We start from the raw sequence: 24,181 nt of genomic DNA, 5'->3' as shown, positions 1-24,181 counted from the left end.
CTAACAAATTACTAATAACCAGGATTTTGAGGAAAATCTTTATTTTGGTTTAAATCCAATGCCACCTGCGGGATTGGTCTTAAAATTTTAAGCTGTCCGCCAACACCCACAAAATTAGCGGCTTTAATTTTATAATTATGTGCCGATGCTCTTGCTACTAATGTTCCTGTACGTTTTAAGTCAAACCAGCGCTTATATTCGCCTAACAATTCTCTTCCTCTTTCATCTAAAATATAATCGATGTTGAACTCTGCCGCTGTAGCATTTGCAACGCCGGCTCTTCTTCTTACTTCGTTTAAACGATCTAAACCTGTTCCCGGATTTCCTGCTTTTAAATAGGCTTCAGCAGCAATCAAATACGTTTCTCCCAATCTCGAAACAATAATATCTCTCGTACTTACAGGCCCTGTACTAGAAGGTGTTGTAGGATCCGGATCGTCAAATTTCTTAACTGGAATCGTATAACAGTCTAAGTTTTTTATTAAAGTATGCGCTGCAGAATATTCTCCCCAAGGATGGTACACAAACGTCGCCGATTTTCTAGCCGCATTCGCTGTTTCCCAAGCCACTCTGTCTGCAGGTGTAAACCATTTTGGCTCATAAAAATGTCTCACTTTTAATGATGCCGGATTTGTACTTCTGTAATATGGATAATACAACACATTTTTTGTAACGCCGTTTGTAGTTTCAGGACCTTCCAGAATTTCTGTCATAAAAGTTCCTTCCCATCTTTTGTCTCCTTTTTCGTAAAGACCTAAAGCGTAATCTGTTGGACATAAATTATAACTTCTTAATGGCGCACCCGTTTCTGCTCCGCCTAAATACGAACTGAAATAATAAAACTGGTTATTTCCAAGTTTTGTTGGGTCTGTGCTTGTTGAAGCTTTGTCGTATTGAACAGAGAAAATAGTTTCGGCATTTAAATCGTTTCCGGGTTTGAATAATTGGTCGAAAGCAAGCGCTAAAGTTTGTCCGCCAATTGCTGCATCTGCGTAAGCTGCAGCTTTAGCAAAATCATCGGCTTTGCCAAAAGTTTCATATCCTCTTGTTAAATAAACTTTTGCCAATAAATCATTTACCGCTCTTTTATTTACTTTTCCAGTTGTGCTGTAAGAGTTTGTTCCAACACTTGCTAATGCTGCATCTAGATCTGAAATAATCTGTGTATAGACTTCCTCTGCAGTATTTCTGTGAAAAGATAAAACCGGTGTTGTAATATTTTCATTTACAATTGGAACGCCGCCATAAGTCTGAACTAACAGGAAATAAGCTTGCGCTCTTAAAAATTTAGCTTCGCCCACTAAAGTGTTCAAATTAGCCGTTTGTTCTGTTATTGCCGAATAATAAACAGCTTTATTTACAGATTGAATCAATTGGTAACAAGGCGTATACAAATCTGCAACATTATCTGAAGAAGGTATTAAAAGTGTGTATTGGCTTAAACCTGCTGGTTCCGGCGTTCTTCCTTCGGCATACATATCTGTTCCGGCTTCAAATAACCACGGATTTCCTCCATAAATACTTTTTAGCCATGCATAATTTGTATTAATCAATAACTGATATCCTGATGCGGTTTTATAAGTGGCATCGGCAGGAACATTCGAAAGACTTTCTTCCTCAATATAATTACTGCATGAATTTAAAACCATAGCAGCAATTCCTAATAGTATTATTATTTTTTTCATTTGATATCTTCATTAAAATTTAACACTTAATCCCAATTGCGTTGTTACAGATGCCGGACGGTTTACCCCAAAAGGAGAAGCGGCCCATTCTGGATCATATCCATCAAAATCTGTAAATACAAATGGATCTAAAACATTTACATAAATTCTCAAATTACTGATTTTAAGTCTTTTCAATAATTCTGAATCTAATGTGTACCCCAAAGATATGTTTTTGATTTTTACGTAAGAAACGTCTCTGTAGTAACCAAATAAAGAGGTCCAGTAAGCTCCCGCGCCTGTTGCAACCGGCCCCGGTCTTGGGTTTGTGTTATTTGCATTGGCCTGAATTCCTGTTCCGTTTGTTGGAATAAAATAATCCATTGCCAGTTTTTGACGTCCTCTGTCACTTACATCTGCAAAATTTTGGTGAAAAGTACTTAAAACTGTCTGTCCCTGACTTGTCAGTACAGAAAAATTGAAATCGAAATTACCCACAGTCAGTTTAGAATATAAACTTCCCTGCCACTCCGGATTTGCATTTCCAATTACCGTTCTATCATTCTGATTAAATTTACCGTCGCCATTTAAATCTTTTGGTCTCGCCTGACCCGGAGCTTGTCCGTAAGATGCTGCAAGTGCAGCTTCGCTTTCCTGCCAGACACCATTGTAAACGTAGTTGTAATTAGGGTTTAATTCTGATCCCAGAATTAATTTATTTCCAATATCACTAACTTTATCCTGATTATAAATTGACTCTAATTTATTTACGTTTTTAGTAAAGGTGAAAGTTGTTTCCCAATTTACTTTTTCGCTTTTAATATTCTTTGTCGTTAATAAAACTTCGACCCCTTTATTGCTTACAGAACCCACGTTTGCAAAAGTATTTTTCCAGCCGCTTTCTGCAGGTAATTGCTGTTTGTAGATTAATTTATCTGATAATCTGTCGTAAACATCAACACTTCCTGAGATTCTGTTTTGCAAAAATCCAAAATCAAGACCAAAGTTTAATTCTCGTGTTTTCTCCCATGTTAAATCCTGATTCGCTAAATTTTCAGACTGCCAGCCCGAAACTACATTTGCTCCGTTTGCATAAAAAGTCTGCTGATTTAATAAAGCCTGAGAAGTATAAGGTGCCACATTGTCGTTTCCAGTATAACCTAAACTTGCACGAAGTTTTAAGTCTGAAATTACATTACTGTTTGCAAGAAAAGATTCTTTGCTGATTTTCCATCCTAAAGCTACAGACGGGAAACTCTGCCATTTATTACCTTCTGATAAAACAGACGAACCGTCCCATCTTGTAGAAGCTGTCAATAAATATTTGTCTTTAAAAGTGTAGTTTAAACGAACCGCGTAAGAGCTTAAAGTATTTTTTTGATATCCGGAACTGATGTTATAGCTGGTTTGAACTCCAGATCCCATATTATTTGATCCAACATCAAAAGGCTGATTATTAGAATATAAATATGAAGTCTCATCAACATTTGAATACAAACTCTGTAATAATAAAACGCTAAAATCATGTACTTCGGCAAAAGTATGTTTCAAATCAATCTGATTGTCCCAAGTATAATTGAAGTTATTGTAGTTTTTTATTGAAGCCGAATTTTTTCCGTTTAATGTAACTCCGGCATTTGTCTGTGCGCCATAAGCTGCACTTGTAACTGTATTTTCTATTCCTGCAGCAAATGTTGTTTTAAACGAAAGCCATTTTAAAGCCTGATATTGAAAGAAAACATTTCCAACTGTCTGCCATGTTTTTTCTTTTTGAGATGAATTGGCTATCTCCATTAAAGGATTTACAGTACTGGTTTTATTAATTGCCCAGGAACCATTAGGATAAGTTAATTTTCCCGGAAGGAAAAATAAAGTACCTACTCTTTCATTTCCATCGGCATCAATAGCCCAAGGCGACATTAAAGGACTTAATCTAAAAGCATCCTGCATGGCTAAATCACTTCCTAACTGTGTGTCAACACGAGCTATAGTAACATTTGCACCTGTTGTAAATTTGTCGTTTATTTTGTGATTTAATCCTAACTTGAAAGAATATTTATCTGTCCCGTCATTGTCGATAAGTCCTTCATCGCTTTGAATCCCGAATCCTAAATTGTAACTCAAACCAGAATCTGAACGACCTGTAACATTTAAGTAATTATTTTGGGTCATACCCGTTTTTAGAACAGCATCTGCCCAGTCAAAATTATAACCGCTGTTTGCTCTTGAAACTAATAACGGACTTTGATTTCCTGCCAAAGCAGCAAGCTGCGCCGGAGTCTGCGTTGCTGGTGCTGCGCTCATGTAGGCAACCTGGTGAAATTTCCACCACTCTTCACCATTCATCATTTTTGGCATTCTTGCAGCTGTTTTTGTTCCGTAAGAAGATTCAAAGGTTACATTAATTCCTGATTTTACATTAGCACCGCTTTTAGTGGTAACAATAATAACGCCGCTGGCTCCCCTTGAACCGTAGATTGCGGCTGATGAGGCATCTTTTAAAACGTCCATTCTTGCAATATCCTGCGGATTCAGAAAGTCAATATTATCAACCGGAACACCGTCTACAACATATAATGGAGATGATCCTACCAATGAATTGTTTCCTCTAATGACAACTTTAAATCCGTCTCCTGAACGTCCTGAACTTGATGAAATCTGAACTCCGGGCGTACTTCCCTGAATTGCTTCAAGTGCACTTGTTGTATTTCGTTCTGTAATCGTTGCGGCACTTATCGTACTTACTGATCCTGTAAGGTCAGTTTTCTTTACAGAACCATAACCCACAACCACAACTTCGTTTAATGAGTTTGACTGCTCTGCAAGGCTTACATTAATTTTCGTTTTTCCGGCAGTACTTACTTCCTGCGTTTGAAAACCTAAATAGCTTATTATTAATACTGCTTTATTACTCGTTACGTTTATTTTAAAACTTCCTTCGAAATCTGTAGAGGTTCCGTTTTTGGTTCCTTTTTCCTGAATATTAACGCCTGGCAGCGATAATCCTGCAGCATCTGTAATTTTTCCTTCTATTACTACAGACTGTGCGTTTACGGCATTGCACAGTAGGAAATTCAGGAAAAATAAAAATACGAGATTGTATTTTCTTTTTTTCTTTAATGGTTGTTTAATTTTCATAAGCGGTTTAGTGGTTTGGTTAAATGTTATAGTTACTAGTTTTTATTTGTTTACTTTTTTTCCATTTATATAAGTATTTATAAAATTGATGTTCTTTACATTTTTTAATGAATAGACTGAATCTGCTTTTTCTATTTTTACATTTTTCAGCGTAATGTTTTCTACTGGAGATTCTGCATAACCTTCTGCCAAAACGCCAAATTTTCCGCTGTTTTTTACCGTAACATTTTCGAGGTTTATATTTCGCACTGTTGGTATAAAATTTCCGGTTTGTGAGCCGTACACATTATAAAACATGGTTACGAGCAAAACGCATTCTTTTACCGTTCCTACTTCGAGGTTTCTAACAAAAATATTTTCAATTAAACCTCCTCTTTTTGAATTGGTTTTGATGCGAATAGCCCGATCTAAGTTTGGGCTGTCCATTACACAATTCTCTACAAAAACATTATTTACCCCGGCAGAGATTTCACTTCCAATTACAACTCCGCCATGACCGTCGATCATTTTACAATTTTGAACAATGATGTTTTTACTCGGAATCGCTACTCTCCTTCCATCGGCATCACGGCCGGCTTTTATAGCAATGCAGTCATCACCAGTATTGAAGGTGCAGTTTTTGATTACTACATTTTGAGAATATTCAGGATCACAGCCGTCATTGTTTGGTCCGTGGCTGTTTACTGTTACACCGTCGATAATGATGTTGTTGGTTTTGATTGGGTGCAGAATCCAAAAAGGAGAATTGATAACCGTTATATCTTTTACCAAAACGGTATTACATTCAAAAAACTCGATAAAGTTTGGGCGTAAATATCTTCCTTCCCCAAAAATTCTTTCTGCAACAGAAATTCCTTTTTCAGCCATATCAACTAAAACTTCACGGTTTGCCGGGTCATTTTGCGACGGAATTCCTTTTTTCCAGCCGTATCCTTTTCCGCCTGACCAAATCCACCAGTTGGTGCTGTCTGCCTGACCGTTTAAAATACCCTTTCCTGTAATGGCAACATTGGTTTTATTTTTAGCATATATAAGCGGAGAATAGTTCATTACTTCTGTTCCTTCCCATGAAGTATGAACGATCGGATAATCTTTTGGATTTAGGCTGAAAAGAATCTCGGCGTTATCTTCTAAATGCAGGTTTACATTGCTTTCTAAATGAATGGCTCCTGTTAAGTATTTTCCATTTGGCACCAATACTTTTCCACCGCCATTTTCTGCACAGGTTTTAATCGCTTTTTCGAATGCTGAAGTGTTTAAAGTTTTACCGTCTGCAACAGCTCCAAAATCGTTTATATTGTAGGTTTTATCCTTGAATTTTGTTTGAGAAAGACTTTTAATGGTCAATTCTATATTTTTCCACGGATCAGGTTCAGATAAAGCTGCAATTTTTTTAGCACAGGATATAGTCAAAACAACCATAATACTGACAAAAACAATTGATTTATACGCTATAATCTTATTTTTATTCATTTGTGTGGAATATCAAGTAAACAATGCAAAAACATAAATAATTATGTAATCGATTACACGAAAATAGAAAATATGTTCCACTCAGCCAAATTTATTTAGAAATAAATTGTATTTTTAATTTTTATTAAGAATTATAATTACATTTAATGCAAAAATTATTATAATTTATTATTATTGTAGAATAAAAAAACATTGTAGTAATTTGATATGGTAATCGATAACATTAAATATTACGTTATCTAAAAAAAATGTATTTTTGTCTAAGAATTTAACTTGTAAAAACCCTTTTTAATGAGCGAAAAAGTAACCATTTATGATATTGCCGAGAAATTAAATATCACTGCAGCTACTGTTTCCAGAGCGTTGAATAACAACCCGAAGATTAAAGAAAGTACTCGTGAGTTGGTTATTAAAACTGCTGCCTCAATGAACTATAAGCAAAACAAACTTGCTTTAGCATTAAAAAGCGGCCGAAGTAACAATATTGGTGTAATTGTACCTCGTATAGACAGTAACTTTTTCGCATCTGTGATCAGGGGAATCGAAGAAGAACTGCATCCTAATGGCTATCAGGTAATTATATGCCAGACACATGAGAGTAAAAAAAGAGAAAATGAAAATCTATATACTTTAATTGATGCTCAGGTTGACGGCATTTTAATGTCTTTAACTGATGTAACGAGCGAAAATGACGGTGCATTTCAATATGTACTTCAAAAGAACGTTCCGCTGGTTTTTTTCGACAGAAGCAAACATATTGAAGGTGTAAGTTCTGTAACCATAAACGACTTTAGGGGCGGTTATTTAACTACCAAGCATTTAATTAATGAAGGCTGCAGACATATTGCACATTTCTCTGGGGATCAATCGCTGGAAATCTTTAAAAACAGGTTTTTAGGTTACAAACAGGCTTTACTAGATCACGGAATCGATTTTAAGGAAGAATATGTTATTTATACGAAAAGTGCAGTTGAAGCAGGAAAAGAAGCGGTTGATAAACTGCTGCAATTAGAAACGCCGCCGGATGCCATATTCTCTGCAAGTGATTTTGCTGCATTAGGAGCTATTCAGGAACTTAAAGAAAGAAATATCAGTATTCCGAAAGAGTTTTGTGTAGCTGGTTTTAGTAACGAGCCTTTTACTAAGTTTATGGAATTATCTATTACTTCTGTAGATCAGTCGCCGCTTGAAATGGGAAAAATGGCAGCCCGCGTTTTCTTAGAACAGGTTGACAAAACAGAAACGATTAAAATCGAAAAAAAGGTAGTTCTCGCACCAGAATTACACATCCGAAAATCATCATCAAGAAGCACCTTTTAGTTTTTTTAACCATATAAGGTTATATAAGTAAATTTAAGTTTGCTTTATATAACAATAAAAAAGCAGCTCTTATGGAGCTGCTTTTTTATTGTTATAAGTATAATCTAAAATGAACTTATATAACCTTATATGGTTAAAAAAAAAAGACGCACTGCTGTGCGTCTCTACATATAAACCTTTGTCACTTTGTATCTCTGTAACTTTGTAACTTTGTAACTAAAACCTAAAGCGATACTCCTCTTTTCCAAGGGATGAAGTCGTTTTGGTTTAAAAGTGCTGCTTTGGTTTTTACTGTTCCGCTTGCAACATCTATAATAAATTCTAACATTTCATCGGCCATTTCATCGATTGATTTTTCTCCGGTGATGATTCCCCCGGTGTCAATATCAATGATGTCAGACATTTTATCTGCTAACTGCGTGTTTGAAGAGATTTTTACAACCGGAGCGATCGGGTTACCTGTTGGTGTTCCTAAACCTGTTGTAAACAATACCATATTTGCACCAGAACCAACCATTGCTGTTGTACACTCAACATCGTTTCCTGGTGTACAAAGTAAAGTTAAACCTGGCTTAGTGATATATTCTCCATAATCAAAAACTCCTGTAATAGGTGAAGTTCCTCCTTTTTTAGCCGCTCCTGCAGATTTCATTGCATCTGTAATTAAACCGTCTTTAATATTACCCGGAGACGGATTCATATCAAATCCTGAACCAGCATCTACAACCGTTTTTTCGTACCATTGCATTAAATCTAAGAAACGTTTTCCTCCTTCGTCTTCAACGCAGCGGTTTACTAATTCCTGCTCAACACCACATAATTCAGGGAATTCAGAAAGAATTGTAGTTCCGCCTAAAGCAGCCAATAAATCTGAAGTAACCCCTAAAGTTGGGTTTGCAGAGATTCCAGAGAATCCATCAGATCCACCACACTCTAAACCAATTTTTAGTTTAGATAATGGAGCAGGTTCTCTTTTTATTTCGTTTGCTTTTTTAATCGCTTCAAAAGTATCTTTTACCACACTGCTCAACATTGTTTCGATTGTTCCAATTGACTGCTGGTCGTAAATTAAAACAGGCTTTTTACTGTTTGGGTTTATAGCATCAAGAGCGTCTTTGAAAATCTGAATCTGAAGATTCTGGCATCCTAAACTTAAAACTGTTGCCCCGGCAACGTTTGGATTGTTTACATAACCAGCCAATAATTTAGCCAGACTATGAGAATCCTGACGAATTCCGCCGCAGCCTCCTTGGTGCGTAATGAATTTTACTTCGATATTGTTGAATAAATTAGCATCGTTTGAAGCTGCTTCATTACCTGCGCCTCCAGTTTCTGATTTTACTAAAGAACGCAATAATAATTGATAATCATTTTCTTTAGGCTTCATTAATTCTTTTTCAAAAATATCTTTTAAGATTTCGATATTTCTGTTTTCACAGAAAACTAACGGGAAAAACAACCAAACGTTTTCAGTTCCAACCTGCCCGTCTTCTCTATGATAACCCTGCCAGGTTCTGTCTTTCCATTTGTCAACATTTGGAGCAGTCCAGCCAATCGTTTCTGTTTTGCCGGTAACTTTGTCGCTTTCATGTTTTACATTTTCAGTAGAAAGTAATCCTCCTCTTTCGATTCTTGCACTTGCTTTCCCTACTAAAACTCCATACATAATGATTCTGTCCCCTACATTAAAAGGAACCATTGCAATCTTATGTTTCATTTTTACATCTGTCTCAACCGTAACTGATTCCCCTTCAAAATCAATTACTTCGCCAGCCGTAAGATTCACCAAAGCCACCGCTACATTATCGGTTGGGTGAACTTTTATTAATTTTTTCTGCGTTGCCATAACCCTTGTTCTTTGTTCTTTTTGTTTTTGTTTTTTTTATTTTATTCTTTCCTGAAACCTGGCAAAACCAGCCTCAATTCCGTTTGAATCTATTTCTTCTAAAGCAATCGTAATCGCTTTTGTTAATGATGGAATCTCCGTTAAATCTTCATCCCAGAAACTTTTGTTTTGCAAAGTAAGCCTTGCTACTTTTTCATAATCATCTGATTTCCATAAACCATCAAAAAATGAAACAATATCTTCACTGTCATTAACCGGTAAGCTTTGTCCGTTCCATGTTCCTTTATAGAAACGTATTAAAGCAGCAAAAGCAAAAGTTAAATGAACCGGAAGTGTTTTGTGAATAGCAGCATATCCTGTTAAACTTGGCAAAACACGAACTTTAAATTTAGAAATTGAATTTAAAGCGATGGAAGATAATAAATGTTTTATAAATGGGTTTCTGAAACGGTCTAAAATTTCTTCAGAGAAACTTGCCAATTCATCTTTATCCATATTTAAGGTTTCATTGATCTCTTCAAAAACAGCTTTATTAACAAATTCTCCGGTAAAAGCATTATCAACAGTTTCTTTTACAGTTTCGTTTCCGTAAAGTAACGAAAAAGGAACCATCGCTGTATGCGCACCATTTAAAATTCTAACCTTACGTGTTCTGTAGGGCTGCATATCTTCAACAATTTTTACATCTAAATCTGTTTTTTCAAACGGAAGTTTTGCTTTCAATTCATCGTCGCCTTCAATAACCCATAAAAAGAATGTTTCTGCACTAACAATCAAATCGTCTTTATAAGCTAACTGGCTGTTGTATTCTTCGATTTGATCTTTCGGATAACCCGGAACAATTCTGTCTACTAATGTATTATGGAAACTACAATTGTTTAAAATCCAGGAAACAAAATCCTGACCCAATTTCCAGTCTGTACAATATTTCAAAATAACTTCTTTTAAAGTATCTGAATTATAATTGATTAACTCACAAGGAATAATTGTTAATCCTTTATCACCAGCTCCATTAAAATGTTTAAATCTTTCATGCAAAAGTACGGTTAATTTTGCAGGAAAAGATACAGGAGGCTGCATTGTTGGCAGATCTGAAGCAATATATTCTATACCAGCCTCAGTAGTATTTGATATAATAAAAGCCAGTTCTTCTTCTTTAGCCAGGGCCAAATATTCCTGAAAAGAAGCATAAGGATCAACTGCTTTTACAATATTGGTAATCAATTCTTTTTCCTGAATTTCCTCGCCTTTTTTTACACCTTTCATAAACAAAGTGTATAAACCATCCTGAGCATTGATCATATTCACCAGCCCTTTATCAATAGGCTGCACGACAGCTATACCGGCATTAAAATCAGCTTTTTGGTTTAATTTCTGAATGGCATATTCTACAAAAGCTCTTAAGAAATTACCTTCTCCAAATTGAACTATTTTAATAGGAAGTCTGTTTGAAAACCCTGAATTTGATCTGTTTATTTTTTCCATTTTAATTTTTACTTTAAAGTGTTATAAATAACCACTTAATACCTTATTGACCAATTTTAATACATTGTAAATGAAACATTACACTCGTAGTTAAAATAAATCCTGCTGTGAGGAGTGACAAGATTTATTTTTTTAAGCGTAATGCTCAATTACAATCTCTAAAATCTAAAAAAAAACGCATCTAAATAAGGATTGGCATGATTACTCCTTATTTATTTTCTTATATTTTTTATGATGTCCAGAACCTGACTTACTTTCGTTTTTAATCCGTCGTAATCGTTTTTTTCTAAAATATCTTTTGAAATTAACTGCGACCCAATACCTACACAAGTTACACCAGCATTAAACCAGGAACTTAAACTTTCTACAGTTGGTAAAACGCCTCCGGTTGGCATTATAGATGTCCAGGGGCATGGGCCTTTTATCGCTTTGATAAATTCTGGTCCGTAAATATCTCCGGGGAATAATTTTACAATTTCACAGCCTAATTCTTCAGCTCTTGCAATTTCGGTAAGTGTTCCGCAGCCCGGTGACCAAAGTACTTTACGTCGGTTGCAGGCAATTGCAATATCCTCCCTAAAAACCGGAGTTACAATAAAATTAGCGCCTAAACTCATGTATAATGATGCAGAAGCAGCATCTGTAATAGAACCAACACCCAAGATCATTCCCGGTAATTCTGCCAAAGCATATTTATTTAAAGCTCCAAAAACTTCATGAGCAAAGTCTCCTCTGCTTGTAAATTCCATTAATCTTGAACCTCCGTCGTAACAAGCTTTTAAAACTTTCTTGCTTACTTCGATATCTGAGTGAAAAAACAGCGGCACCATTCCGTTATCTTTCATTGTTTGTGCCACTTCTATTCTTGAATATTTTGCCATATCTCTAATTAATTATCTTGATACTAATGCAGAACCATCACCATCAATCATATTTTCAACTTCTTTTAATGTAACCAAATTATAATCTCCTGCAATAGTATGTTTTAAACAGCAGGCAGCAACTGCAAAATCTAATGCTCTCTGGTTATTATTTTGATATTCTAACAATCCGTAAATCAATCCCCCCATAAAGGCATCACCGCTTCCTACTCTGTCTACAACCGGAGTTACTTCTTTTACAGCAGCCTGATAAATTGTTTTTCCGTCAAACAAAACACCTCCAATTCTCTGGTGTGATGCACTAACAGAATAACGAAGCGTTGTTGCAGCAATTTTTAAATTCGGAATTAATTCAAACAATTTTGAGTATAAAGCCGGAAGTGATTCCTGATCCTGATAATTAGGGTTTTCCTTCGGAATTCCTAACATGAAATAAGCAGTATCAATATCCCCTAAAATAACATTGCAGTATTGCAGCATTTCCGGCATTACTTCGCTTGGCGTTTTGCCGTATTGCCACAATTTAGATCTGTAATTTAAGTCGCAGGAAATTTTGATTCCTAGTTTATGAGCTGTTTTAATAGCTTCTAAACAAGCCTCTGCCGCGGTTTGAGAAATTGCCGGAGTAATACCGCTCCAATGGAACCACTCAGCTCCTTCTAAAACTTTTTCCCAGTCTATCTGGCCTTTTTCAATAGTCGCCATTGCACTGTGTGCACGATCGTAAACTACATTACTGCCTCGTGTTCCGGCTCCGGTTTCTAAAAAATAGATTCCTAAACGTTCTCCTCCGTAAACAATGCTTTTGGTTTCGACATTCATTTTACGCATTTCTTTTAATGCCGATAAACCAATCTCGTTTTGAGGCAATCTTGTAACAAACTCGGCATTTACACCATAATTAGCCAAAGAAACGCATACATTAAACTCTCCGCCTCCGTACGTAGCACCAAATGCTGCAGACTGCGAAAAACGTAAATGCCTTTCTGTCGATAAACGCAGCATGATTTCTCCAAATGCAACTACTCTACTCATTTTTTATTTATTTTTTACTAGTAAAAAGTTTTTTTGCCGCAGATTAAAGGATTAAAAAAGATTTTTCAAACTTTACTATTAATGAATTTTAATAGTTCAAATTCTTAATTCTTAATTCTTAATTCTTAATTCTTAATTCTTAATTCTTAATTCTTAATTCTTAATTCTTAATTCTTAATTCTTAATTCTTAATTCTTAATTCTTAATTCTTAATTAAAACTTGAAATACTCTTTAGCATTATTATATGAAATATCGGTAACTAATTTTCCTATCCATTCCATGTCGTTTGGAAGTTCTCCGCGTTTAATTTCATCTCCAAGAAGATTACATAAAATACGTCTGAAATATTCGTGTCTTGGAAACGATAAGAAACTTCTTGAATCTGTCAGCATTCCTACAAAACAGCTGATTAATCCCATATTCGAAAGTGCGTTTAACTGCTTTGTCATTCCATCTTTTTGATCTAAAAACCACCATCCTGAACCAAATTGTACTTTTCCGCGAACGCTTCCGTCGTTGAAATTTCCAATCATCGCTGCCATAACTTCGTTATCAGCAGGATTTAGGTTATAGATAATCGTTTTTGTCAATTTATCTTTACTGTCCAATGCATTTAAAAAGCTGGATAATTTTTGTGCCTGCGGATAATCTCCAATAGAATCCCATCCTGTATCAGGACCTAAAATTCTGTGCATACGCGCATTGTTATTACGCAAAGCACCTAAATGAAACTGCTGTACCCAGCCAAATTCGTGATACGTTTCAGACAAAAACAATAAAACGGCACTTTGGAATTTTAAAGCTTCTTCTGAAGTTAGGATTCTGTTTTCTCTTTTCTTTTTGAAAATTGAGGCTATTTCACTTTCAGTAAAGTTTTCAAAATAAATCTGATCTAAACCGTGATCACTTAATTTGCAGCCATTTGCATTAAAGAATTCAATTCTTTTTCTTAGTGCCGAAAGTAAATCGGCATAAGTAATAATTGCAACTCCGGACACATCCCCTAATGTGTCCAGATATGCATTATAACCATCATTAGCAATTAAGATGGCTTTATCGGGTCTGAAAGCCGTACTCATTTTAGTTCCAATTGGATTTTTGGCCAGTTTTTGATGAAACTCTAAACTGTCAATTGGATCTTCGGTAGTACAAACCAATTCAGCGTTTACTTTTTTAAGAAGATTTTGTGTACTGTACGCCTGCGAATTTATTTTTTCTGTCGTTTCGATATAAATTTTCTCAGCATTTTTTTCATTCAGCAAATCATAAATATCAAAATAGCGCGCTAACTCTAAATGTGTCCAGTGGTACAAAGGATTACGCATCGTGTACGGAACTGTTTTTGCCCAGTTTAAGAATTTATCTTTATCTGAACCTTTTCCTGTTACAAACTGCTCGTTGATTCCTAATGTACGCATGGCACGCCATTTATAGTGATCTCCATTAATCCATACATTTGTAATAGTATCAAAAATCTTATCTTCGGCAATAAACTGCGGGTTTAGGTGATTATGATAATCAATAATTGGCTGGTTTTTAGAGTAATTGTGATACAACTCTTCAGCGTATTTATTTTCTAATAAAAAATTATCGTGTATGAATGTCTGATTCGCGCTCATGTTTTTTAATATATTTTGAAAATTATTCTTCGTTTGAAGGTTTTCCTATTGTAGCCAGGATTCCGCCGTCAACATATAAAATGTGACCGTTTACAAAATCACTCGCTTTAGAGGATAAAAATATCGCCGCTCCGGCTAAATCTCCCGGGTCTCCCCATTTTGCAGCAGGAGTTCTACTGATGATAAAATCGTTAAACGGATGTCCGTCAACTCTAATAGGTTTTGTTTGTTCTGTGGCAAAATAACCCGGCCCGATTCCATTGATCTGAACATTGTATTTTGCCCATTCTGTTGCCATGTTTTTCGTCAGCATCTTTAAACCGCCTTTTGCAGCAGCATACGCCGAAACAGTATTACGGCCCAATTCGCTCATCATTGAACAAATGTTGATGATTTTTCCTTGTCTTCTTTCGATCATTCCTTTTGCAACATGCTTAGAAACAATAAATGGGCTTACTAAGTCTATATCAATCACTTCTCTAAAATCAGCAACTTCCATTTCAAGAAGCGGAATTCTTTTAATAATTCCTGCGTTGTTAATCAAAATATCGATTGGGCCGACTTCGCTTTCAATTTTTGCAACAGCTGCTTTTACTTCCTGTTCTTCGGTTACATTAAATTTAGAACCAACCGCATTAATTCCTTCACTTTTAAGTAATGCCACAGCATCGTCAATTTTTTGCTGGGACGAATTTCCGTTTACCACAATTGTTGCTCCAGCTTGTCCCAATCCTTTTGCCATTGCCATTCCCAGTCCGTGAGTACTTCCTGTAATAAGGGCAACTTTTCCTTTTATATCAAATAAGTTTGTCATTTTTTATCTTAAATCAGTGATTTTACAAACATCCATATCTCCGTAATCTAAGTTTTCACCCGCCATTCCCCAGATAAAGGTATAATTACTGGTTCCTGAACCTGAGTGAATTGACCAGGGCGGAGAAATAACTGCCTGATGATTGTTCATCCAGATATGTCTTGTTTCCTGCGGCTGTCCCATAAAGTGACAAACGGCCTGATTTTCCGGAATATCCAAATAAAAATAAACTTCCATTCTGCGGTCATGTACGTGCGCCGGCATAGTATTCCAAACACTTCCCGGTCTTAATTCCGTCATTCCCATCTGCAATTGGCAGGTTGTTACAACGCTTCCTATAATCATTTGGTTTACAGTACGGTGATTGGCAGTTTCCATCGTACCTAATTCTAATTTATTTGCTTCTGCCAAACTTACTTTTACCGTTGGGTAAGTCGTGTGAGCCGGTGCAGAGTTGATGTAAAATTTAGCCGGATTTTTGCTGTCAGCACTTTTGAAGATCACTTCTTTATTACCGCTTCCAATGTACAAGGCATCTTTAAAACCTAATTCATAAGATGTTCCTTCGACTACTACAGAACCGCTTCCTCCAACATTTATAATTCCTATTTCTCTTCTTTCTAAAAAATACGGCGCTTTAAGCGGATCGATTGTTTCCAGAGTTAAATCATCTTTTACAGGAACTGCAGAACCTGCAATGTATCTGTCGTAATGCGAATAAACCAATACAATTTCATCTTCCTGCATTAAGTCATCAATTAAGAATTCTTCTCTTAACTGCTGTGTATCGTATTTTTTAACTGCTTCTGGGCTTGACGCGTATCTTGAACTATATTTTGTCATAATTTTATTTTAATGTAATCGATTGCACAAAATTAATTTTTTATATTGAAAAAAGCATAATTCAAACATAAAAATATTTTAAATAAAGCTAAACTATAGATTAGTAATTGGGCTGTATTTTGGAACTAAAGTTTTCATTACAGTCCAGCCAATTAAATAACACACGGCACAGATTGAGAAAATAATCATATATCCTGTATTGATTCCATCATAAATTACTGCACCGTTTTTCTCTAACTCTTTAAAAAAAGTTTCCGGTATAGGCTGTGTAACAAATTGCGGGAATTTCTCTAAAAACGGCTGCCCGTTTACAGTTGTAAATGCTTTATGGGCATAATCAAATAATACTCCTGAACCTTTATTAATCAAAGTTGACCCAAGACCTCCTGCTAAACCTCCAATTCCTGTAATTGTTGCAATAGCTTTTTTAGGAAACATATCACCAACAGTTGTAAAAATATTAGCCGACCATGATTGATGCGCCGCTCCTGCGATTCCGATAATAATGATAGGAACCCAATAACTGATATATCCTAAAGGCTGTGCGATTAAAGCTAATAACGGAAAGAAAGCAAATATCAGCATAGCTCTCATTCTTCCTTCGTAAGGGTTCATCCCTTTCTTTTCAACAAAATAAGTTGGAAGCCATCCGCCAATAATTGATAATAAAGTAATCAAATAAAGTACAAATAATGGTAAAGCTGCCTCTGTTGAATCCATTTTATAAACAGAACTTAAATAGGCCGGAGTCCAAAATAAAAAGAACCACCAAACACCATCTGTCATGAATTTACCAAATGCAAAAGCCCAGGTTTGTTTGTATTTAAAACAGTCTGCAAAAGATACTTTTGAAGTTGTTTCAGGAACATAACCTTCTATTTTACTGTCTGCTATATCATCCTGCTGGATATAAGCCAATTCTTCTGCACTTACTCTTTTATGTCTTTCTGGTTTATCGTACATAAAAATCCAGAATCCCATCCAGATAAAGCCTAATGCCCCAATGATAATAAACGCCATTTCCCATCCAAATGATTTTGCAATAAAAGGAATTGAAATTGGAGCCGCCAATGCACCAACAGTTGCACCAGCATTAAAGATACTGGTAGAAAAGGCACGGTCTTTTTTAGGAAAATATTCGGCAGTGGTTTTAATTGCAGCAGGAAAATTTCCAGCCTCACCAACTGCTAAAATAAAGCGGGCGAAAATAAACAATGTAACACTTACATTAATAACTTTTCCGGTATCGCTTAGAGTACTTATTATTTCTTTTGATCCTTCAAAACCAACTAACCAGTTACCTGTTATAATTCCAGAAGTTGCAATTCCGCAAAAAGCATGTAAACAAGCTCCTACAGACCAAATACCAATTGCCCATAGAAATCCTTTTTTAGTATCTAACCAATCTACAAATCGTCCTGCGAACAATAAAGAAACGGCATAAAAAATAGAAAATAGTGCTGTTATATTTCCGTAATCATTGTTTGTCCAATGAAACTCCGGCGCAATAAAATCACTCCAGGTTAACGAAAGAACTTGTCTGTCGAGATAATTAATTGTAGTTGCAAAAAACAACAGTGCACATATACTCCAGCGATATCTTCCAGCAGATTTAATACTTTGATTTACTGTAACAGCATCGGTTTGACTCATGTTTATGGTTATTATAGTTAGATATTTTAATTTTAAAATCTATACACAAAATGCATAATTTAAACACATTAGAATCAACAGATTAAAATTATAGAACTGCAGTAATGTAATCGATTGCACAAATATAGTTTTTAATCTTTATATTCCAAATAAATTATATATAAAATTATTTTATGTGTCAAATTTAAGACATTGCACAAAAAAAAGAACTCAAAATTAAACATTAAACAATATATTTGTTAAAAGCTAACAGGCGAAATTTATCCTTATTTAGGAGTAAAATTGTCCCAGGATTTTATCCCATTCAAATTGTTATTATTTATCTTTCATTTATTCAAATCGAAATTTGTAAACCAGCCGGAACAAACGAGTAAACAATTGTAAAACAACTAATTAAATTTAACATTGAAAAAATCAAAAAATCAATATTTTCAACAAACTGTATTAGCTTTCATGTTTTTTACAGCTATACAGTTCAATATCAATGCGCAGAATCAGGTAATTCCGCTTTGGAATAAAATTCCTGATGAAATTAAAGCAGCAGATTATAAAGAGAAAGAAATCACTAATGAGAGAAAAGTACAAAGTACCAGTTTAGTTACAATTCCTACTTTAACAGCGTTTTTCCCTAATGTAACAAAACCAAATCAGACTGCAGTAATTATTCTTCCCGGCGGCGGATACCAGCATTTAGCGATTGATAAAGAAGGTACAAAAGTGGCGCAATGGTTTAATAGTTTAGGTATTCCGGCTTTTGTATTGAAATACCGGCTTCCAAGTGATTTAATAATGAAAAACAAAAACGTTGGCCCATTGCAAGACGCACAGGAAGCGGTTCGCTGCGTAAGACAAAATGCAGCAAAATGGAACATTGATCCAAACAAAATTGGAATTTTAGGCTTTTCTGCCGGCGGACATTTAGCTGCTGCCCTGTCTACTCATTATGATGATAAAATCTATGAATCTGTCTACAAAGTAAGTGCGCGACCAGATTTTTCTCTTTTGATTTATCCTGTAATTTCAATGCAAAATGATATTACGCACAAAGGATCACAGATTAATTTACTGGGAAATAATGCTTCACAAGATTTAATAGATTCATTTTCAAACGAAAAGAAAGTTACTGCAAAAACACCTCCCGCTTTTTTAATCCACGCCACAGATGATACGGTCGTTTTACCGGAAAACAGTATTGATTATTATTTAGCGCTTAAAAAAAATGGTGTTACCGCGGAGTTACATTTATATGAAAAAGGAGGCCATGGTTTTGGTTTAGGCGTAAACGATACCAGCAAATATTGGACAAGAGACTGCGAAGAATGGCTAAGAGCAAACGGCTATAACTAAAATCAAAAAAATATTAAGCAAAAAAAAGGCTTTTAGATAGGGGCTAAGTAGTACCCTAATCTAAAAACCTATAAAAAATTTAGACATTTGTTGTATTATTTGCAAATTTCTACAAGTTACCCATGATAAAGTGAATATGTCAAATTTTTAAAAAATTAAAAAAATTGTTTTCTCCAAAAACAGTTTAACCATTAAGATCTTTTAACAGGAATAATTTAAAAAGCAGTACGTAAATCATTATCTCAGAATCTCAACAGGACAAATCTAATACAGCCTTTTGAGCCCCCATTACGGGTTTCCCGTATATTTTTTTTAAAATCTGCTAAGGTTCTAAGATTCTGAGGTTCTAAGTTTTTTTTAAATCTTAGAACCTTTCTTGTTCTAGATTAAGTTGAAACCGTAATGAAAGAAATAAATTTGCATAGTAGATTACAAGTTCTGTCAAAAACTGAAACAAATAGAAAAGAAAACTTACAATCTTAGAACCTCAGTATCTTAGAAACTTTAAAAATAAAAAAAATGAAAACTCTTGAATTCTTATTACTCGGAAAAAATGAAGCGATTCTGGCCATTTTACTTCGCCTTGTAAACGCATATGAAGATTGGAATGCAGTTTCTTTCAACAATGAAAAAGAAGCTCAGGAATATTTTCAAAATAACAAAATCGATGTTGTTCTTTTGAGTTCCGGAATCGAAGACCATATCGAAAAAGAATTTACTTCATTTTGCTTAAAACAGCAGCCGGAAGTTGAAGTAATTGAACATTTTGGCGGAGGAAGCGGATTATTAAAATCAGAAATTCTCCACCGATTACATCTAAAAGGAAAAATTTAGGTACCAGTATTTTTCTATTTTAAAATTCATTATTGGATTTTCTCAAAAACCAAGTCCGAAAATCTAGTTGAACGCAGATGAAACGGATTCTCTATCACGAAAACGCGGATAAAAACGGATTTAAAACTTATTAATCAGCATAAATAAAAATCTGTGTAAATCTGCGTCTTTGCAAAGCAAATCAGTAAAATCAGTGTGTCATTTTTATTTCGCTGATAATGAATTTAGAACCTTTGCCCAAAAAGCACCAAAAGCAATTCCAGATTGGAGTCCTGTAAATTACTTTGGAGGTTACCAAAAAAACTAATATGAAAAATACATCCCGATTATTGATCATTTTTTCTGCAAATGCACAACAAAAAACAGTTTCCCAAAAGCTGCGATGAAACCTCTGGCGGCGACAGCTATTTATCGTCAAGATACTTACTAAATGCCAATATTCATTTAGAAAGATTCAGAACTTTTATTGAATTCCAAAGCAGTTTAGCAAATAGTAAAATTGATCCGAGTCCGGTTGATGAAAACGAACTCAATTTTCATCAGGCATATTAGATGTTGATTTTATTCAAACTAAAAATCAGCAGTTAACTTTATTTATTCAAAATATCGATTTGTATTATTTAGGTTTATGAAAAATCACGCCGTTTTTGATAACGCTATTGGCGAAGAAACCAGACATTCTACTAGGAACAAGAATTTGGAAAACAAAAGGAAACTGGAAATATGATTTTGAAGGATTGTACCAATTCGGAAAAATCAATACTCAAAATATTTCCGCGTGGACACTTTCATCTAACACATCGTATACTTTTGAAAATGTAAAATTCAATCCAGGAATTGGTTTAAAAACCGAATTCATTTCCGGAGATAAAAACAGTAATGGCAATAAATTACAGGCTTTTAATCCGTTGTATCAAAAAGGCGCTTATTTCGGTTTAGCCGGCTTAATTGGCCCATCAAACTTAATTGACATTCACCTGTCAATTGCTTTAGATTTAACCGAAAAATTAGGCTTCCAAATTGATTATGATGTTTTCCGGAGAAGTTCTATTCACGGCAGTTTATATGCCCCCAACATGCAGCTTTCATATTCTGGGGACAACACAACCGAACGTTTTATAGGAACTCAATTAATTGCAAATTTTGATTACAATGTAAATCCTTTTTAAACCGTTTCTGTTGAAGGATCCTGGTTTGATGCAGATGCATTTTTAAAAGAAACCGGATCTGGAAAAGATTATTTTTATAACCGCTTTGACAGCACAATTTAAACTCTAAATTTGTGTAACTCAAAATCCAAATATCATGGAGAAAAAGTATTCTGCTGCCATTTATCCTTCACAAGATGTCATTGATTCTATCAAAACGATGAAGAATTATTTAAAAAGCAAAATTGATTGGTACAACAGCAGTAATTCTGTTGGGCATATTACAATTTGCGAATTCACAATTACCGAATCTGAAATTGATAAATACAAACAAAAGCTTTTTAAAGTTTGCGATACTTTTACTCCTTTCCAAGTTCATTTAGATCATTTTGGTTCGTATGACAATGCCGGAGCATTTTATATAGCTCCAAATGAAGAATCAAAAAATAACCTGAAACCCATTATGAAAAAGATTCAGGAATCTTTAAAACCTTTAAAACTTAAAAAGAGTGACGATCCGCATATGTCGATTGGAAGGAAATTAACGCCTGAAAATCTTAAAATAGCATCACAGCTTTTCACTACAATCGATATTGATTTTTCATGCAAGGAAATTGTACTTCGAGAACTTGATCCTGTTAAAAAACAGTTTTTTGTAATTGATACTTTTTTATTTGGAAGTAATCCTGAGCCAGAGTTTGTTCAGGGGACTTTATTTTAACCGCAAAGTTCGCAAGGTTTTTTCGCAAGGTTCGCAAAGAAATAAAATAGCGTGCTTTGCGTAAATCTTTACGCTCTTTGCGGTTAAACTCACGAAGCTTATTTTTTCGTATATTTGAATTTTACAATTCGCACATATGAAATCCCTAGATTCATTTTACCAGGATATTACCGAAGGCTCAACGATTGAACCTAATTCACTACTGCCAAATGACATTCAAAAAGAGATTGGTCATTTTAATGTTTTTGATATAAAAGAACTTCTGGAACGACTTCAGGGAAAATCAGTTATGCCTTATGACAGAAGAGCTTATTACAAAATAAGTTTAATAAGAGGTCATAACAGAGCCGAATATGCTGATAAAATAATCGAAATAGAAAAACAAGGATTGTTATTTGCTACACCAAAAATCCCATACAATTACGTTCCGCAAGACACCAGCCAATCTGGACAGTTTTGCGTTTTTACAAGTGAATTTTTATCAAAAGCCAAAAGCGGAATCGACTTAGACGAACTTCCTATTTTTGCCTCAGACGGTTATCCTATTTTTCAATTATCAGATGAAGAAGTCGAAGAAGTTACATTGATTTTCAATAAAATACAAAAAGAAATTAATTCCGATTATATCTATAAATATGATTTAATCAGAAATTATGTGGCTGAACTAATTCACTTCGGGCAAAAATTACAGCCTATAACTGCTCTATATTCTAAACATAATTCTGCTGCGAGAGTTTCCTCTTTATTTGCAGAATTATTAGAAAGACAATTCCCAATAGAATCTCCGCATCAGCGATTAGAATTAAGAACCGCAAAGGATTTTGCTGCGAGATTATCTGTTCACGTCAATCATTTAAATAAGGTATTAAAGGAAAATACCGGAAAAACCACAACAGAATTAATCAGCACAAGATTAACAAACGAAGCAAAAATCCTTTTAAAACAAACGGATTGGAATATTTCTGAAATCGCTTATTCTCTTGGTTTTGAGGAATTAGCACATTTTTCTAACTTTTTTAAAAAACAAACTACTTTAACGCCGCTGGCTTTTAGATTGTAGAATTATTTTAGATTGCAGAGTTTAGATTTTAGATTGTCGCAAAGCTTGTCCTCCTGAGCGAAGTCGAAGGATCTCATGCTGAGTCCATACAGTACGTCCTACTTTGCGTGTCCTTCGACTTCGCTCAGGATGACATAAAATGAGAATTTTTATTTAAGCGAGTAATAATCAGAATTGGAATTTGGAATTTTAAAAAATTGGAATTTCATTTACATCTGATTTGAATTTCGCAAACATCGGTTTGATATTTACAATTCCCCAACACTACTTCACTCCTACCTTTGTCTTATCAATTTAAAAGATCGAAAAGATGAATTTATCAAACAACAAAATTTTAATAACAGGCGGTGCAAGCGGAATTGGACTTGGACTTACTGAAAGATTTATTCAGGAAAATAATACTGTAATTATCTGCGGCAGAAGAGAATCTGTTTTAAATGAAGCAAAAGCAAAATTTCCTTCCGTAATCACAAAAGTATGTGACTTATCTTTAGAAGAAGAGAGAATCGCACTTTATAAATGGATTACAGAAAATCATCCTGATTTAAACGTATTAATTAACAACGCGGGAATTCAAAAATGGGTTTCTGTTACAGATGCTGATTTCTACAAAAGCATGAAGGCAGAAATCAACACTAATATTGAAGCGCCGCTGCATTTAACTTCCCTATTTATTGAATTGAAATCTTTAACAACAGTAATGAATGTAACTTCTGGACTGGCATTTTCGCCTTTTGCAAAAGTTCCGGTTTATTCGGCTACAAAAGCATTTTTTAGATCGTTTACGCTTTCTCTTCGTCATTTATTAAAAGCTAAAAATATCGAAGTAATCGAAATTATTCCACCTGCATTGAATACAGACCTTGGCGGAGTTGGTTTACACGATGCACATCCAAGCGTAAGCAGTTTTATCGAATCTATTTTTGAACAATTAAAAGATGGAAAACCGGAACTTACTTTTGGAACCAGCGAAACGAGATTAAACGCAAGCGCAGAAGATTTGAGAAATCATTTTAATGCAATGCACTCTTAATTAATTTTTATTTAAACACATAGAAACATAGTTATTGTAAACGCATAAAAGGCATTTCATTTTATCTAAACAAACAGAGAAATAGCAACAAGAAATTATAAAGACAACTAAACACATCGCTATGAGTTAGAAACTAGTTTCTTTTTATAATCTTTTCAAATCAAAATAAAACCTATGTTTCTATGTGTTTAAAAAAAATCATACTGTGCGGGATCTTCGACTTCGCTCAGACTGACAGAAAAAAACAATTCACAATTAATAATTAA

At 34.7% G+C, this 24,181-nt stretch carries 19 protein-coding genes; 8 read left to right on the top strand and 11 right to left on the bottom strand.

Translation table 11 applies throughout. From position 1 onward, the window contains the following. Window positions 1-11: 11 nt before the first annotated feature. Genes LUU93_RS08995 through LUU93_RS08985 form a run of 3 tightly spaced genes read right to left on the bottom strand, consistent with a single transcriptional unit; the run spans window position 12 to window position 6,275 of the window. Window positions 12-1,685 (bottom strand): RagB/SusD family nutrient uptake outer membrane protein, encoded by a 1,674-nt coding sequence (locus LUU93_RS08995; RefSeq protein WP_232680511.1) that lies wholly within the window; start codon window positions 1,683-1,685, stop codon window positions 12-14. 12 nt (window positions 1,686-1,697) lie between these two features. After that, window positions 1,698-4,802: a SusC/RagA family TonB-linked outer membrane protein gene (locus tag LUU93_RS08990; protein ID WP_232680509.1), complete on the bottom strand. Its 3,105-nt coding sequence runs from the start codon at window positions 4,800-4,802 to the stop codon at window positions 1,698-1,700. Window positions 4,803-4,844: 42 nt separating this feature from the next. Next, window positions 4,845-6,275 (bottom strand): glycoside hydrolase family 28 protein, encoded by a 1,431-nt coding sequence (locus tag LUU93_RS08985; protein WP_232680507.1) that lies wholly within the window; start codon window positions 6,273-6,275, stop codon window positions 4,845-4,847. A gap of 291 nt (window positions 6,276-6,566) precedes the next feature. Here LUU93_RS08985 and LUU93_RS08980 point away from each other — a divergent pair, with 291 nt between their 5' ends. Next, window positions 6,567-7,595 (top strand): LacI family DNA-binding transcriptional regulator, encoded by a 1,029-nt coding sequence (locus LUU93_RS08980; RefSeq protein WP_232680505.1) that lies wholly within the window; start codon window positions 6,567-6,569, stop codon window positions 7,593-7,595. Window positions 7,596-7,818: 223 nt separating this feature from the next. Here LUU93_RS08980 and LUU93_RS08975 read toward each other — a convergent pair whose 3' ends face one another. From LUU93_RS08975 to LUU93_RS08940, 8 genes are all read right to left on the bottom strand, one after another. After that, a complete protein-coding gene (locus LUU93_RS08975; RefSeq protein WP_232680503.1) occupies window positions 7,819-9,441 on the bottom strand; it encodes a UxaA family hydrolase in 1,623 nt (540 codons plus the stop codon). A gap of 36 nt (window positions 9,442-9,477) precedes the next feature. Further along, window positions 9,478-10,926 carry a tagaturonate reductase gene (locus tag LUU93_RS08970; protein WP_232680501.1) on the bottom strand — a complete coding sequence of 483 codons (1,449 nt, stop codon included), beginning with the start codon at window positions 10,924-10,926 and terminating at the stop codon, window positions 9,478-9,480. 212 nt (window positions 10,927-11,138) lie between these two features. Continuing rightward, entirely contained in the window at window positions 11,139-11,807 is a 669-nt protein-coding gene (locus LUU93_RS08965) for a bifunctional 4-hydroxy-2-oxoglutarate aldolase/2-dehydro-3-deoxy-phosphogluconate aldolase (RefSeq protein WP_232680499.1), read from the bottom strand. A gap of 12 nt (window positions 11,808-11,819) precedes the next feature. Continuing rightward, window positions 11,820-12,842 carry a sugar kinase gene (locus LUU93_RS08960; protein ID WP_232680497.1) on the bottom strand — a complete coding sequence of 341 codons (1,023 nt, stop codon included), beginning with the start codon at window positions 12,840-12,842 and terminating at the stop codon, window positions 11,820-11,822. Between the two features lie 213 nt (window positions 12,843-13,055). Continuing rightward, on the bottom strand, window positions 13,056-14,462 hold the full coding sequence (gene uxaC, locus LUU93_RS08955) for a glucuronate isomerase (protein ID WP_232680494.1): 1,407 nt from the start codon (window positions 14,460-14,462) through the stop codon (window positions 13,056-13,058). A gap of 22 nt (window positions 14,463-14,484) precedes the next feature. Continuing rightward, on the bottom strand, window positions 14,485-15,276 hold the full coding sequence (locus LUU93_RS08950) for a gluconate 5-dehydrogenase (protein WP_232680492.1): 792 nt from the start codon (window positions 15,274-15,276) through the stop codon (window positions 14,485-14,487). Window positions 15,277-15,279: 3 nt separating this feature from the next. Next, window positions 15,280-16,119, bottom strand: a complete 840-nt coding sequence (gene kduI / locus LUU93_RS08945; RefSeq protein ID WP_232680490.1) for a 5-dehydro-4-deoxy-D-glucuronate isomerase — start codon at window positions 16,117-16,119, stop codon at window positions 15,280-15,282. 93 nt (window positions 16,120-16,212) lie between these two features. Beyond that, complete coding sequence (locus LUU93_RS08940) at window positions 16,213-17,772, bottom strand: MFS transporter (protein ID WP_232680488.1); 1,560 nt, start codon at window positions 17,770-17,772, stop codon at window positions 16,213-16,215. 405 nt (window positions 17,773-18,177) lie between these two features. Here LUU93_RS08940 and LUU93_RS08935 point away from each other — a divergent pair, with 405 nt between their 5' ends. The 7 genes from LUU93_RS08935 to LUU93_RS08905 all read left to right on the top strand — a co-directional run bounded on the left by LUU93_RS08935 (window position 18,178) and on the right by LUU93_RS08905 (window position 23,915). Further along, window positions 18,178-19,119 (top strand): alpha/beta hydrolase, encoded by a 942-nt coding sequence (locus LUU93_RS08935; RefSeq protein ID WP_232680486.1) that lies wholly within the window; start codon window positions 18,178-18,180, stop codon window positions 19,117-19,119. A 519-nt stretch (window positions 19,120-19,638) separates the two neighbouring features. Continuing rightward, on the top strand, window positions 19,639-19,953 hold the full coding sequence (locus LUU93_RS08930) for a hypothetical protein (protein WP_232680484.1): 315 nt from the start codon (window positions 19,639-19,641) through the stop codon (window positions 19,951-19,953). Between the two features lie 348 nt (window positions 19,954-20,301). Next, the gene (locus LUU93_RS08925) at window positions 20,302-20,505 is read left to right on the top strand and encodes a hypothetical protein (protein ID WP_232680482.1); all 204 of its coding nucleotides are present in this window, start codon (window positions 20,302-20,304) and stop codon (window positions 20,503-20,505) included. Window positions 20,506-20,600: 95 nt separating this feature from the next. Further along, window positions 20,601-21,122 (top strand): alginate export family protein, encoded by a 522-nt coding sequence (locus LUU93_RS08920; RefSeq protein WP_232680480.1) that lies wholly within the window; start codon window positions 20,601-20,603, stop codon window positions 21,120-21,122. Between the two features lie 136 nt (window positions 21,123-21,258). Continuing rightward, window positions 21,259-21,822, top strand: coding sequence for a 2'-5' RNA ligase family protein (locus tag LUU93_RS08915; protein ID WP_232680478.1), 564 nt, complete (start codon window positions 21,259-21,261; stop codon window positions 21,820-21,822). A gap of 136 nt (window positions 21,823-21,958) precedes the next feature. After that, window positions 21,959-22,882: a helix-turn-helix domain-containing protein gene (locus tag LUU93_RS08910; RefSeq protein ID WP_232680476.1), complete on the top strand. Its 924-nt coding sequence runs from the start codon at window positions 21,959-21,961 to the stop codon at window positions 22,880-22,882. A gap of 310 nt (window positions 22,883-23,192) precedes the next feature. Next, the gene (locus tag LUU93_RS08905; protein WP_232680474.1) at window positions 23,193-23,915 is read left to right on the top strand and encodes an SDR family oxidoreductase; all 723 of its coding nucleotides are present in this window, start codon (window positions 23,193-23,195) and stop codon (window positions 23,913-23,915) included. The last annotated feature ends 266 nt before the right edge of the window (window positions 23,916-24,181 follow it).

Source organism: Flavobacterium soyae, from assembly GCF_021245985.1.
Taxonomy (GTDB): Bacteria; Bacteroidota; Bacteroidia; order Flavobacteriales; family Flavobacteriaceae; genus Flavobacterium; species Flavobacterium soyae.
The sequence above is the reverse complement of the archived record's forward strand: the minus strand, read 5'-3'. Positions and strand labels throughout refer to the sequence as shown.

Bases quoted from the DNA above. Each gene is read 5' to 3' on its own strand.
- LUU93_RS08995 (WP_232680511.1), bottom strand. From the start codon at position 1,685: ATGAAAAAAATAATAATACTATTAGGAATTGCTGCTATGGTTTTAAAT.
- LUU93_RS08990 (WP_232680509.1), bottom strand. From the start codon at position 4,802: ATGAAAATTAAACAACCATTAAAGAAAAAAAGAAAATACAATCTCGTA.
- LUU93_RS08985 (WP_232680507.1), bottom strand. From the start codon at position 6,275: ATGAATAAAAATAAGATTATAGCGTATAAATCAATTGTTTTTGTCAGT.
- LUU93_RS08980 (WP_232680505.1), top strand. From the start codon at position 6,567: ATGAGCGAAAAAGTAACCATTTATGATATTGCCGAGAAATTAAATATC.
- LUU93_RS08975 (WP_232680503.1), bottom strand. From the start codon at position 9,441: ATGGCAACGCAGAAAAAATTAATAAAAGTTCACCCAACCGATAATGTA.
- LUU93_RS08970 (WP_232680501.1), bottom strand. From the start codon at position 10,926: ATGGAAAAAATAAACAGATCAAATTCAGGGTTTTCAAACAGACTTCCT.
- LUU93_RS08965 (WP_232680499.1), bottom strand. From the start codon at position 11,807: ATGGCAAAATATTCAAGAATAGAAGTGGCACAAACAATGAAAGATAAC.
- LUU93_RS08960 (WP_232680497.1), bottom strand. From the start codon at position 12,842: ATGAGTAGAGTAGTTGCATTTGGAGAAATCATGCTGCGTTTATCGACA.
- uxaC (WP_232680494.1), bottom strand. From the start codon at position 14,462: ATGAGCGCGAATCAGACATTCATACACGATAATTTTTTATTAGAAAAT.
- LUU93_RS08950 (WP_232680492.1), bottom strand. From the start codon at position 15,276: ATGACAAACTTATTTGATATAAAAGGAAAAGTTGCCCTTATTACAGGA.
- kduI (WP_232680490.1), bottom strand. From the start codon at position 16,119: ATGACAAAATATAGTTCAAGATACGCGTCAAGCCCAGAAGCAGTTAAA.
- LUU93_RS08940 (WP_232680488.1), bottom strand. From the start codon at position 17,772: ATGAGTCAAACCGATGCTGTTACAGTAAATCAAAGTATTAAATCTGCT.
- LUU93_RS08930 (WP_232680484.1), top strand. From the start codon at position 19,639: ATGAAAACTCTTGAATTCTTATTACTCGGAAAAAATGAAGCGATTCTG.
- LUU93_RS08925 (WP_232680482.1), top strand. From the start codon at position 20,302: ATGCACAACAAAAAACAGTTTCCCAAAAGCTGCGATGAAACCTCTGGC.
- LUU93_RS08915 (WP_232680478.1), top strand. From the start codon at position 21,259: ATGGAGAAAAAGTATTCTGCTGCCATTTATCCTTCACAAGATGTCATT.
- LUU93_RS08910 (WP_232680476.1), top strand. From the start codon at position 21,959: ATGAAATCCCTAGATTCATTTTACCAGGATATTACCGAAGGCTCAACG.
- LUU93_RS08905 (WP_232680474.1), top strand. From the start codon at position 23,193: ATGAATTTATCAAACAACAAAATTTTAATAACAGGCGGTGCAAGCGGA.